This window comes from Pseudaminobacter soli (ex Zhang et al. 2022), from assembly GCF_014595955.1.
In the GTDB taxonomy this organism is placed as follows: domain Bacteria; phylum Pseudomonadota; class Alphaproteobacteria; order Rhizobiales; family Rhizobiaceae; genus Kumtagia; species Kumtagia pseudosoli.
The window spans coordinates 14,582-27,490 of the sequence record NZ_JABVCF010000019.1 but is presented as its reverse complement, the minus strand read 5'-3'; the positions used below and the strand labels follow the sequence as shown (position 1 = coordinate 27,490).

The 12,909-nt window shown below is 61.2% G+C and carries 7 protein-coding genes and 2 pseudogenes; 5 read left to right on the top strand and 4 right to left on the bottom strand.

What is annotated here, in order from left to right; genetic code table 11:
• The first annotated feature begins 222 nt into the window (after positions 1-222).
• The 5 genes from HUI96_RS26105 to HUI96_RS26085 all read left to right on the top strand — a co-directional run bounded on the left by HUI96_RS26105 (position 223) and on the right by HUI96_RS26085 (position 7,151).
• The gene (locus HUI96_RS26105) at positions 223-843 is read left to right on the top strand and encodes a hypothetical protein (RefSeq protein ID WP_188257635.1); all 621 of its coding nucleotides are present in this window, start codon (positions 223-225) and stop codon (positions 841-843) included.
• A gap of 42 nt (positions 844-885) precedes the next feature.
• Positions 886-3,153: a Mu transposase C-terminal domain-containing protein gene (locus HUI96_RS26100; protein WP_188257634.1), complete on the top strand. Its 2,268-nt coding sequence runs from the start codon at positions 886-888 to the stop codon at positions 3,151-3,153.
• Positions 3,150-4,169 carry an ATP-binding protein gene (locus HUI96_RS26095; protein ID WP_188257633.1) on the top strand — a complete coding sequence of 340 codons (1,020 nt, stop codon included), beginning with the start codon at positions 3,150-3,152 and terminating at the stop codon, positions 4,167-4,169. Before HUI96_RS26100 ends, HUI96_RS26095 begins: the two co-directional genes overlap by 4 nt.
• The gene (locus tag HUI96_RS26090) at positions 4,169-6,136 is read left to right on the top strand and encodes a TniQ family protein (RefSeq protein WP_188257632.1); all 1,968 of its coding nucleotides are present in this window, start codon (positions 4,169-4,171) and stop codon (positions 6,134-6,136) included. The genes HUI96_RS26095 and HUI96_RS26090 overlap by 1 nt, the downstream gene beginning before the upstream one ends.
• Positions 6,137-6,965: 829 nt before the next feature.
• A complete protein-coding gene (locus HUI96_RS26085) occupies positions 6,966-7,151 on the top strand; it encodes a hypothetical protein (RefSeq protein WP_188257680.1) in 186 nt (61 codons plus the stop codon).
• A gap of 246 nt (positions 7,152-7,397) precedes the next feature.
• Here HUI96_RS26085 and HUI96_RS26075 read toward each other — a convergent pair whose 3' ends face one another.
• The 4 genes and pseudogenes from HUI96_RS26075 to HUI96_RS26060 all read right to left on the bottom strand — a co-directional run bounded on the left by HUI96_RS26075 (position 7,398) and on the right by HUI96_RS26060 (position 12,836).
• Positions 7,398-8,474, bottom strand: a complete 1,077-nt coding sequence (locus HUI96_RS26075) for a hypothetical protein (protein ID WP_188257631.1) — start codon at positions 8,472-8,474, stop codon at positions 7,398-7,400.
• 421 nt (positions 8,475-8,895) lie between these two features.
• Positions 8,896-10,343, bottom strand: a pseudogene (locus tag HUI96_RS26070) (family 16 glycosylhydrolase).
• A 1,228-nt stretch (positions 10,344-11,571) separates the two neighbouring features.
• A pseudogene (locus HUI96_RS26065) lies at positions 11,572-11,802 on the bottom strand (2Fe-2S iron-sulfur cluster-binding protein); the annotation flags it as partial.
• A 20-nt stretch (positions 11,803-11,822) separates the two neighbouring features.
• Positions 11,823-12,836 (bottom strand): nitroreductase family protein, encoded by a 1,014-nt coding sequence (locus tag HUI96_RS26060; protein WP_188257630.1) that lies wholly within the window; start codon positions 12,834-12,836, stop codon positions 11,823-11,825.
• Positions 12,837-12,909 lie beyond the last annotated feature (73 nt).

The following is a 12,909-nucleotide window of genomic DNA, read 5'->3' as shown; positions in this document are numbered from 1 at the left end:
ACATCGACAGCCAGGATGAGAACATGCGTTGCCACAACCACTTGCTGGCCGAAGCTTTGAAGATAACTGATCACGGCTTCTTCTTGCACCCCCACGTCTTTGCGAATCGGCAGCTTGCCAAGGCGCGTAGCTCGCGCGGGGACTGGTCCATACGATGCTACTCCACGTGACTGGGGCCGGGATGCCCCTGCCGTATACATCGAGGACAGCGTTGCAAACCGAGTGCCAAAGCCGAGGAAGCGTGGCTCCAAGATCGGCTCCGTCGTCGATCCGTTCCGCCGCCGGAAGGTCTGGTTCGAAAGCAATCTGGAGGAGTCAGCTCTTGTAGTCCTCCTGACACTGCCCGAGACACTTGAGGTTCGGGAACAGCAAGCGGCAGAGTATGTCCAGTGCGGCCGGAAGCGCGTCCACTATTTCGACTTCGTCCAGCACCTAGCCTCCGGCAGGATTGCTTACGCCGTCAAATATGAAGACGACGTGGACGATGAACTTCGCGAGACGCTCCGTTGCGTGGCGCAACAGGTCGGTGACCGTTTCGCGGGCGAGTTCCGGACGCTTACAGAGAAGGACCTGACACGGATCCAGGTCGAGAACGCGCAAGACGTGCTCGACGCTGCACGGGACTTCGACTTCGAAGGCCAATCACTCGCGGCGGCAGTGCTGAAGGCACTCCCCGCGCGCGTCACGCTTGCTGAAATCGCCCGTGCCAGCGGCCTTGGCGAACGCGGCCGACGCGCGGCCGTGGCCCTTGTCCAGAAAGGACTTCTGAAGGTTCCGTCCAACGAACGGCTGACCAGCAACGCACTCCTCTTCAATCAGGCCGCCCACCAAGCGCGACCCTAATCGCTCCGCCACGAGCACATCGGGGAAAAAGGAAACAGTGTCATGGCACGAGGCGTGAAACCAATCGATCCGGCCGGGGTCGTAAGGCGCGAGAGATCTCATAAATTTGGTCGCCATGACAGGCTAGTCATTGATGGCCAGTCGTTCAGAGCCGACCGAAAGGTCAAGGACACGCACGTGCTCCAGCCCGTGACCGGGGACCTGATCGCTGAAGACTACTTCATCACGAAGACGGACGGCGAGATCAACGCGCTCATCGGGGCGAAACGAATGCGCATCGATGAAGGCTACTACTCCAAAGCCATCGGGATTCTTCGGGTGGGTTTCGACAACTCGGATCTCAGCGACCTGTCAGACGAAGAGCACAGGACCGTCGCATGGAAGAAGGAATGGTGCGTGCGCTTCCTCAACGCCGCCGCCTACCCCGAAAATAGTTGGCGGCCCTGCCGCACCATTCCGGATTGCACACGGTTCGTCACGGAGAACCGTGACCGCATGGACCGCTGGTTCCTCGACAAGTTCGGAGTGCGGAGGCGGCCTGGGCGCAGGCTTCGAGGTGAGGTCCGCAAGGCGTTCGACTATCCGAGCGGTGCGACGCTGAAGGTATGGCTCCGGCTCTTCATCGCAGGACACTGCCGAATGGAAAGCCTCAGTCCGCACTACTCCAACTGCGGAAACCGGAACCAGCTCGACCCGCGGGCAGCTGAAGTGATCGCGATCGAGGCCCAGAAGTTTGCGAGCACTCTGAAGCCCAAGATGGCGGACATCTGCCAGAACATTGAGTCCGTCCTAGACAAAAAGAATAAGAAGCTCCCTGAGCACCAACAAATCTATGCAAGTGACAACGCAGTGCGCCGCCGGATCCACTTACTCGATCCGTTCATGGTCGACGCCGGTCGCAAGGGAACTGACTACGCCCTCCGGAAGTACACTCCGGTCGGAATGGGGCTTCGGGTCACGACAGCCCTGGGGCGGGTCGAGATGGACGACTGGGAGGTAGACCTTCACACGCTCATCGAAAAATCATCCGTGTGGAAAAGACTAAAGCCCAAACACCGGAAACTGGTTCCTCGCGTACGGTTGACGCTTACTGGCGCGATTGATTGCGCCTCGCGGTGCATTCCCGGCTTAAACCTTTCCGTAAACAGTCCCTCCACGGCCACCGCAAAGCCTGCCCTGAGATCGATCATGGTGGACAAGACGGAACTGGCCACGGCCGCCGGGGCGAAGGCGTCCTGGCACATGCATGGCCGCCCCGGCGAAGTCGCCACCGATGCCGGGCCGGAATTCGGTAACGAGTTCGACGACGCGGCAACTCACGTAAACATCACTCACACCACCCCGGAACAGGATCCCCGCAAGCGCGGCACAATTGAAGCCTTCTTCAGGACCTTCAAGCGGCTCTGTCGGTACTTCGCCGGACGTGCCTTCGCCAACGTCGTGGAGAAAGGGGACTACCCAGCGGAAGAACTCGCCGCCCTTACGGTCGGAGAATTCTACAGGGCTGTCATCGTGTTTATCGTGGACTACTACCACCTTAGGCCGCATCGCGGTCTCGAGGGTCGGACTCCCTATAACAAATGGCTTGAGCTCGAAAAAGAAGGACTGCCGCCGGCTCCGTCAGACGAGCAGCTGGCGATCGCGTTTGGATTGCCGCGCAAGCAGCGTTCGATCAGCAAGCATGGCATCGAGTTCATCGGTATCTCGTACAACTCTAACGAACTCTCTGGCCTGTACAAACTCAATGGGAGCAAGAAGGTCGACATCATCGTCGAACCGGAGGACCTGGGCTATGTCTTCGTCAAAATCCCGAAGCAGTTCAGAGGGCGGATCAAGGGCGTCCCCGAAGATCGGCATTATCTGAAGGTCCATAGCGTCGGTGGCATCGGTCAGGGTAAGTCCCTGGCGACGGTGCTACTCGCAAAGAAGGCCGTCCGCGATCTGGTGAAGAAGGAAGCCGAGGCCGGGCGGCTCATTCGGATTGAGGCTCATCGCCGGTTCCTTGACCTCGCTGAGGACGTCCGGAAGCGTGCCGGGATTCCGACGCACGAGATCACCGCGAAGACGTTGGATCTCATCGAGCATCGCGTGGACTTCTCCGCGAGAGCCGCCTTTGGGTCCATCGACTACGGGACCGAGGAAAGGGCCGAGCGCGGGACCCTTGGCAGTGTGGTGTCACGATCGACCCGGCGACGTGTTGAAAGCAACCAGCAGTCACCCCCCTCGCCCATTTCGCAGGACGGAGAAGCTGAAGCCAAACCCAAGCCGTTCGGCGGAAGCATGAACCTGGACGACGGAGAAGATCAATGACCCAAGATGATGTCCACAATCCCCTTTCCGATGAGGATTTCCTCAACACCATCTCGAGCCGCCTCACAGACAAGGAGAAATGCGTCAAGGAGACTTTGGAGCGCGCAAAGAGTGTTTACGTCCCCTGCGGTCGTGACCGGGTGGCCAAAATGATCGTCTCCCATTTCGTTACGATGATGCTCGCGAAGAGGGCGGGACGGCGCGATGACGGACGGGTCCTGTTCGTGACCGGTGAAAGCGGCGCGGGAAAGACGACACTGGTGGACCGGCTACTCTCTGAGACCACCGCGCTCGCCCCGGTCCAGACATCATACGGGATCATCAATCCCGTCATTTCTCTCACGTTGATGGGCCCCTCCACCCTAAAGTTCCTCGGCCTCAATATGCTGCAGCAGGCCGGCTACAAGATCACTCGAAAATACGAACAGGGGGAGGTGTGGGACATCCTTCCCGAGCAGCTTCACCTGCGGAAGGTGCTTGTCGTCCACCTCGACGAGACCCAGCACATTTTGAAGCTGACCGAGTCGGACAGGGAACGAGACGCGGTCCGCAAGGCACTCAAAGGGGTGATGAACTACAAACCATGGCCCGTGAGCTTCTTCATGTCGGGACTGCCGGGCATCACTTCCCTAGCCAAGCTCGACGAGCAGATCGAGAGGAGAGCACGGCACCTGGCTCTGCCGGACGTACAGCTCCCCGAAGAACGCGTTCTGATCCTCAAGATCATTCGGGCCATGTGTGAAGCGGCTGGACTTGAAGCCAACAACGTACTCGAGAGCGATCTTCCGGAGCGTATCGCACACGCGGCTAGGTATCGCTACGGGCGGATTGCCCAGGTGATCCTCGCCGCAATCGAGCAGGCGGCATATAGGAGCTCGTCCGCTCTGACGCGTGATCATTTCGCCTACGCCTACATCGAGCATTCGCAGGCGAGAGGCCATGACGAGATGAACCCCTTCCTTGTTGATGAATGGGAGCGGCTGGATCCAGGCCTGTTCATGATCGAGGACGACTGATGAGGACTACCGGGCGGATACTCGAGCCGCTTGGATTCGCCTACCCGCTCGAGGAGCCGCAGCCCGCGGCTGGCTTTGCATCCCGCCTCGCCGCATTGAACGGCCGCTCGCTCAAGGATCTCCTCCGCGACATGAGCATCCCCCCGCGAAGCCTGGACAAAGGCATCGAATCTGCCGTGCGGGATATAGCCCTTCTCGGACGAGCCGATCCTGAGAAGCTGCTGCGGTACACGCCTGTGCCTTATGGCGACAGGCTCTTTCGAGTCGGAGATGAATTTGTCATTCGGCTTGCAGTCAACAGGACCTACTTTCGTTTCTGCGCGCGTTGCGCGCTGGAGGATATGGACCACTACGACGGTCCCTCCGCAAGCCGTCCTTGGCTTCGGTTGGAATGGATCCTGTCGCATTTCCGCTCCTGTCCCCGGCACGGCGTGCTTCTGACGGCCACAAGCCCGCCGCGGAGGCCGTTCGCCCCCTTTGACTTCAACGATACGATGCGGGGGCTCATCCCAAATCTTGCGCGGATGGCCGACGAGGCGATGGCAAGTTCTCCCTCTCCGTTCCAGACTTGGCTCCGAGACCGACTTGGCGGTGTGAGGGCGGACAACAACTGGCTGGACGATCTCCCGCTATACGTCGCGGCTCCATTCTGCGAGGCGCTGGGGGTGTCGTCCCTCCACGAGCCGAAGGTCAGGACCGCGCGGTTCACCGTCTCCGACTGGGCAATCGCCGCCGATGAGGGATTTCGGATCGCCAGCGCCGGCGAAGAAGCGCTGCGCGCGCTGCTCGCGCGACTCAACAAGGCGCAGTCCTCGACAAGAGGCTTTTGGGGACCGCGTGACACATACGGCTATGCCTATGGCCTTTTGCAGAAGACCCTCGACGATCCAGCATACGGCAAGCTGCGCGACGTGGTGCGCCGGTTCGCCCTAGAGACCATGCCAATCGAGCCGGGCACGAACATCCTCGGCGAGATCGCGGGCAGCCGCAAGGTCCATACGGTGCGGACCGCCGCACGCGACTCTGGCGCGCATGCCCTCACCATTCGCCGACTATTTCAACGGATGGGAGTCGACGAAGCGGAGGATCAATCCGGGCTCATGGATCATCGCGTCCTCGTCAGATCCGCGGAAGTCCATCGTGTCGTCGCCGAGTTGAAGGACGCGATCACCGCGCCTGAGGTAGAGGCACTTCTTGGGGTGCCTCGGCTGCACCTGAAGGAGTTGGTCGCAAACGGCTACCTCCGGGCGCTCGCCGATACAGGGTCCAGGCGGTACGCGAAGCGTCGTTTCTCGAGGGCAGACATCGAGGAGCTACGCGAGCGGCTCTTTGAAGGCGCGTGCGAGGTCTCCGAGCCGACGAATCGCCAGGTTGATGTCACCGGGGCGCGGCGCGCGTCGACGTGTACAATCCCTGATGTCCTGGACATGATCTTCACGGGAAAGCTTGCTTGGAAGGGACGGCTCTCCGGCCGGAAGGACTACCTGGCGCTTCTACTGGATGCCGACGAAGTGACGCGGATCGTCCGCTCGCGCGAGACACGCTCCAATCTCACGAAGGAAGAGACCGAAGCCTTCCTCCCTGGTACCTACGATCGTGTCGTGAACAAGTTGATCGCGGCAGGTCACCTCACGTTGGTCGAGGAATTCAGCCCAGATGCAAGGCGGATGATCGCGGTCGTTTCGAGGGAAAGCGCGGAAGGGTTCAGATCGCGCTTCGTCTCGCTTGGCGAGCTCTGCCAAAAGACAGGTCTTCACCATAAGAAGGTGCGCCTCATACTGAGGTCGGCCGGGATCAAAGCCGCATTTGTGCCATATGATCTCGGGGCCTTCTTCTACAACCGCGAAGACGTTAGGAATGCCGAAGCCCAAGAGCCATCGCTGTGGCACTACAACAAGGTGGATGCTCAGAAGAAAGCACGCGAACAGTCCACACAACGTGACACGACAACGGGGCACGTCTCCTAGTTTTCCGCGTCCTCAGCAGAGGAAGTGACGTCCACTTGCTAGTCGCCCCGGGGTGCTCAAGCGGATATCTTCGATACGGCAGTTCCTGGAATCAAACCTGACCTGATGAACGGCAGCTTTGCGCCCGATTTTTGCCGTAAAATCCAGCCGGCCGCGATCCTGAAATCGGACGTTCGTTCATGCGGCCCAAGGGTTCCCGTTCGAAAGGTGGCGCCGACGAGTAGACTGACGCATGAATGGCATCTTGCGCTCGGTCGGTTCGGCCGTATCCTCGCCCCGTCTCTAAGGCCACGCTCTGCAAAATAGCCGCGCAGATGAGATCTGTGCCCAGAGGCTCCGAGCACCGAGAAGCGCCGATCGGTGGATGATTGTCGTTCACCAATAGGACCATAGTCCCACACAACATGGGCAGAGGTCCTCAGGCTAGCCCGAAGCAGAAACCACATTGCGGTCAGCGCGTTGCCGCGCAGAGCCAGAGTTGGAGCTGGCAAGCTATTGCGCCCGAGGCATGCGACGGAGCCATCGGTGCGCACTTCTACGAGGAGCAAAGATCATGTCATTTCTTTCAAGGACGTTAGCGGTCGTTCTGGTGGCTGCGATGCCCGTTGGAGCAGCACTCGCCGAAAATGGTGGCGGCGACGGCGGGGCTGGAAAAGGGGGCGCGGGAGGGTCTTCCGGTGACAGGAGCTGTGGCACGTCGGTTTGGGTCGGCGGATGCGGCGGCGCAAACCTCTCGCCCTTGTCTGATGACATTACGGGGTCGATCACCAAGACCACACGGAAATCGGCCGCCAAGGGAACGGGAGCCGCCAGTTCGCGGAGCGCTGGAATGGCTGGAGCCGATCCTTCCGAGCCTGCGCATAACAAGGGCAAGGACAATGCCGGTCTGAATGCCGGCCCGGGTGACGGCGGCGAAGGAGCCTCCGGCGAGCATGGGGATCGCGATCCCGGCAACTCGGGCAGCCACAACAATGCACCAGACAGCCGCGGCGGAAAGTCGAAGGGGAACCGCTAAGCTCGCCCGCTGCGCGCATAGCCCGGGTCAGGCTCGCGTCGACGGCGCGAGCCTTCGCCACCTATCAGCCCCCCTGAAGCAACGGCGCACCGTTGTCTCGTCCAGTTCGCGCAGATGATCACTGTCTCGTGCGCGGCCATGCCAGCCCTTCGAAAAGGTCGGAGGGGCGGGCACGTTGCCCCCGGGATATGTGATCAGCGTCCGCTCACGTGGCGACGAGACAGACGGTAACGAAGCCGTCGTTAGCTATTCGGCGCCGGTGGTCGGTTCGGTGGGCTCGACGGTCTGCGTTTGCAGCGCCTCGCGGACCTGATCGATTTTGCCGTAGGTTTCCCCTACGCCCAGCACATCCTTTGCCCAGTCCACCATCTCCTGATCGACAACCCGGTTCGGATTCGCGCCCGCCTGCAGCGCCGCCGTGAGCGCTTCGTCCGTGATGGCCTCTTTCTGCTCGGCCTGCTTGGCCTCGAGATCGGCGACCTGCTTCTCCGCCTGGCTGGCGACGGCAGCGCTATCAAGGGCGGAGCCAAGGGCATCGATTTCCGCCGCGAGTGCCGCGGCTGCATCGGCATCCAAGGTCGAGGGATCGATCGCCTCGAGATCGCTAAGGCGCGCCTCCAGGTCCGCGGTCGTCAGATCCGCGGTGTAGGCGAAGTCGTCATGCGGCTGGATCGCGCCGACCGAGGCATCGAAGTTCGCATCCGCAGCAGCCAATGCCGCAGTGGCCTTCGCGAGTTCCGCCGCCGTCAGGTCATAATTGGCAGATGCCATCACATAGGATTGGATCGCCGCGAGTTTTGGGTCTTTCGCGTTGAGGTAGGCGTTGTAGTTCCGCTTCAGGGAATTGAGGCCACCGAGCTTGGCGTGCAGGTTCTTCTCCTTCAGTGCAGCCTGCTGCTGTTTGGCAAGCGAGACCTTGCCGGTCTTGCGACTGCGGTCCTTGGTCGACACTGCTGACACTTGCGGCTTCGCTGCGCCTTTACCCTTGCCCTGCGAAGCGGTGGCGCCACCACCGAAAAGGCCGCCCAGGCCCTTTGCGTTGCCCCGCTCGCTGGCCTTTGCGGCACCACGGCCGGCTGCTTGACCGCCACCTTTGCCGGCGCCGTTGCCTCCGGCGTTGCCACTCCCCTTGCCGCCGCTGTTTCCACCACGGTTGCCGCCGCCGTTTCCACCACCGTTGCCGCCACCCTTTCCTCCGCCTTCGCCCTTGGCATAGGCCTCGTGCGAGAAGCCATCGAAGGACCCTGTACTTCCAGTCAGGGCCGGCAGAAGCATGAGGGCTGTTGCACAGCCAAGAACGACGGTTGCTCGCATTGCAGACATGGGGGAGTTCTCCGATTCGTTCAGACGCGAAAGCTAGCGCCTGAACGTCACTGATCCGATAAATTATCCTTTCAGAATTGTTTCAATGCGAGCGCAAGTGACGTCTTGGACATGGAACCTGACCGTCTTTGTCGTGCGCTATCCAAACGGCGGTCCTTTTCACCTCATTTCTAGGGACCCGTCTGCCCAATGGAATTGGCGTGGCTTGTCGCAGCACCTGCTCTCATTTGAGGAATCGTACCCGGCCGACCGCACCGGACAGCACCGAATGCCGCGCCAGCTTGCCGGGGGATCTCGGGTAACGTCAAAGGGGAATGCTCGAAGGCGTGGGTGGGATCGCCGGGCAGCGCCGGCGACGATGAAGGAGAAGCCGATTTTCTGGCTCAGTCAACGATCCCCGGACTGGTTTCCGGGGCCTGCGTTACATCCACCAATCGCTGCTCTCGCCCGAAGTGGTGGCGAGGCGGTCCGCATCGGACAATGACTCTACATCGTCCAGCTGATAGGCGCGGATGTAGTCCACCTGCATTTCGGCAAGCGTCGCCAGCCTATCGCTTGGCGTTCCGGCAATCCCTCCGACGGCCAGGTTGACCAGCATGTACATCGGGTCGTGCATGTCGTCCGGCGTGTCGGCACGAAACACCTCCGTATCGTCGAAATACCAGACGAGTTCGTCCTTCGTCCAAAGCAGGCCATAGGTGTGAAAACCCTCGGTGTCCGGCACGTTGACCGCCGATCCCACCTTCGTGTGGCTGCCGGTTTGGGTACTATGTGCCGAGACATGGACCGTGTTCGGGTCTTGCCCGCGCATCTCCACGACATCTATCTCCGGTGGCCAGGAACCATCCGCCGGCAACAGCCAGAACGCTGGCCAGACACCGTGATTGTCCGGCATATCGGCACGCATCTCGAAATAGCCGTAGGTCTGCGAGAAGGAGCCATGGGTCGTCAGCAGGCCCGATGTGTATTCGTAGTTGTTGATAAGGGGCCGAATCTCGTCTGGAGCCCGCGCGGCGGTGATGGTTAGCACTCCGTCGTCGACACCGAACGGATTGACGGAACTTGTCGGACCGTACTCATGGTCGATGTACCATTGCTTTTCACCGTTCGGGGTAAGCGTGCTGCCATTTTCCGCGCCCCACCAGAAATTCGTGTCCCAAGTGCCACTGTCGCCGTCGCGCAGGCTGAGCGCGTCGAATTCGTCGGCAAAGGACAGGGTGAGGTCGGACCTATCGAGGCTGAGCTTGAACTGACTTGCCGTGAACTGGTCGACATTCGCGTTTGCGAATACCAGCACCTCGTTCTGTCCGAGGTCGAGCCGCACATCGGAGCCGGACTGCACCATGTTGGCCCTGACTTCCTCGAACGAAGTGAGTCCGTAGCCGTTCAGGCGAACGGTGTCGTGGCTCTCGAAATCCAGGATGAGATCGCTTCCGTTCCCAGCCGTGACGATGAAGACATCGCCTCCGGTCCCACCCTTGAGCACGTCATCGCCGAGGCCGCCATCGATCGTCTGCTGGCCCGAGCCTCCGCTAATGATGTTGTTATCCGCGTTGCCGATGGCGTAACGCCCGTCGCCCGTGACGACGAGGTTTTCGATGTTTTCCGGCAGCGTGTAGCTCATCCACGTCTTGACGGTATCGATCCCGCCGCCAGCCTCTTCCGAGGCCCGGTTGATGCTGGAATAGAGGTGGTAGATGTCGTCACCGAGCCCGCCAAACATCGTGACATTCACGCTGCTGTCGCCCCACAGGGAGTCGTTTTTGGCGCTGCCGAAAAGCTGCGGGCCGGAGCCTGTCGCCGAAAAATGATTACCGAGGAGCCGCTGTAGGGGAGAAGTGCACCATTGGCGTTGAGGACAGTAGGAATGTCAGCCTCCTTATTGCCGAATCACGCCCCGCCAGCCACGGGCTAACATAGGGGCCGCGTCTCTGACGACCTGCCTCATCGCTAACATTATGCTGCAGAACATTACGGACCACTCGGCAAAGGTGGCTCATTGCGGCCACTGTCCTCCCCAGCGCGCTTGCCGCTTCGACTACCTGCCACTCCGCGGGCGCGCCCACCGAATATCTAGCTCATACATAGCCATGCATCAGACTCGCCTCCACGAATCACCATGCCTTGCCGCCGGACCTGGATGCGGCTGCCTTAGCGCGTGGTCGAGCAAGGTCACGGTGAGTGCTCGGCGACGCTCTGCAATTTAGCTTAAAGGTCGTCGCTGTCGGTGCGGCACTGAGCGGATGAGAGGCGACAATTTGGGTCCGCGATTAGCGCGGCCACACTAGCCAGAGAACGCCCACACCTATGAGCCAAAGCAGCGCCATTAATAACGCCGTCGCAACGATGAAGCGGACGGCACTAGACCATAACTTTTCAATCGGAAGTCGCCGCCAAGCCCACCCCGCCCCCAAGAAGGCGGAAACAAGCGCCACCGCCTGCCAGATGATTGCTCCCCCAGGCAAGACCCCGTCCCAGGCTGGCAAGACATAAACACTCACCGCAGCACATAGGGCAAAACCTGCCGCTGCAAACGCGGACCTAAATGAGCGAAGCTGCGATTGCACGTTAGGCGACATATCCGGGTCTCCGCTGCGGCTGCGATCCTATTAAATTGGAAGGTGCAGAGCTAGCGCGCGGCACTCCACCTGGGTGTGCTTGCCGCGGAGTTCTAAAGGCGGATTCCTTGGGCCCCACGATCGCCATGGTCTTCCGTCTGGCTGAATGTCTGCTGTCGCGTTCCGGGCGCCAAAAGCTACCGGTCCGGTATCGGCCCGAACGCGCCGATCAGCAACGTGACTAACGTCTGCGGCAACATCAACGTTGCCGTGTGCTGAACGGGACCTGGCGCTCGGCAACGTTGAGGAAATCGCCGATCTTGAGGGGCAGTGCGTCCGCACGTATGGCTTCCAAGTCGGGGCTAACGCTGCCAGTGACCTTCACCGGCGACCAGCCACAGGCGCAGGCACTGAAGCAAACCAACGACGATCGATAATCTCGATCTGCCGTCGAGCGACGGCCCCGATATCGGCTTCATGCGGGACTGACATCGGCCAGTCGACAAACACCTCGTCCGGCGGTGGTAGCGCGAGATCCGCTATCGATTTGTGAGCGAGAGGTGGTCGTAATTCCACCCAGATATCGGTCCACGGCTGAAGCAGCAGGCCAGGATGAATCCTTCCGCGATCTCCTCGTCCACGGTTCTGCCGCTGTGGTGCATCTCGACCTCGACGGAAGCCTTCCGGATCTTGCAACTGCCGCAAAGCCCGGTCTCGCAGGCTGCCGGGATGCGCACCCCAGACGCCCGTACGACCTGCAACACGGTTTTGCACACACCGGGAGTATCGTTCAAAGCTGGATCAGTTTGGGTTCGTGCTGAAGCACCAGGTCCAACGGCTTCCGACGTGAGACGGGCACGCGGAATTCATCGCGCATGTGGCCGAAGCCGATCAGCGTAATGACAACCTCGTTGTCGGGGATGGAAATAAGCCGGCGGAGCGCGCGGTCGCGCTCCCGCTCGGCGCTCCAGTTCAGCATGCAGGCGCCAAGACCCTCGGCATGGAGACCGAGCGCCAGCGTCATCGCGAACATGCCGCCGTCAACCCAGCCCTGGTTGCGCTCGCCGATGGCGTTCCAGTTGGCTAGATCCACTGTGACGACGAAGACGCCGCCAAGCTGATCGCCAAATCCGCGATTGCCATCGTGATGCGCCAATACGCGGGCGACCGATGTCGGGTCGGTGAAGGCGTAGACCTTGCAGGTCTGGCGGTTGCAGCTCGACGGCGTCTGCTGCGCGGCGCGCACAACGCGATCGATCACCGCCCGGTCGACTGCCAGGCCGGACGCATACTGGCGCACACTGTGGCGCGCGCCCATGAAGGCCTCGAAATCGATCCGGGCCTTGCTTGTGATGTCCTCTGCGCGGACGATCTCGGCGCCGCCGGGAGCAGCCGCGAGAGAGCCGCGGGCCAGGGTGAGGATTTCGCCCAGTAGACGCTCGGTCTCCTGCGTGTCGGCGCCTTTGCCCGCGTTGAAGTCCAGATGCGCGCGCAGGACGGCGACAGCGGATTCCACCGTTTCGTCCGTGCCGTAGAGCGCCATGTAGGCGCGCAGCTCGGCGCAGAGCGAGCGGATCTTCTCGACGCCGAAACCCTTGCGCGGATCGGACAGCGCCATGCCGTATTCCAGCGCATGCGCCAAGAGATGAATGTGGGCGCGGCGGTTCTCCCGATTGCGGCTGCCTTCGAGCGAACACGCGCTGCGGAAGCGGCGAAAGTCATAGGCGAAATTCAGAAAGAGCTTCCAGGCGATGGCTGCGCGACGGGGCCAGGGGAGACGAGGCGTGCGTATTTCCTGCGGCATGCGAGGTTCCGGTTGCTAGGCGGCTCAGCTGCCCGACATAGGCGTCGGCGCGGCCCTGACCGGAACCCTTAGG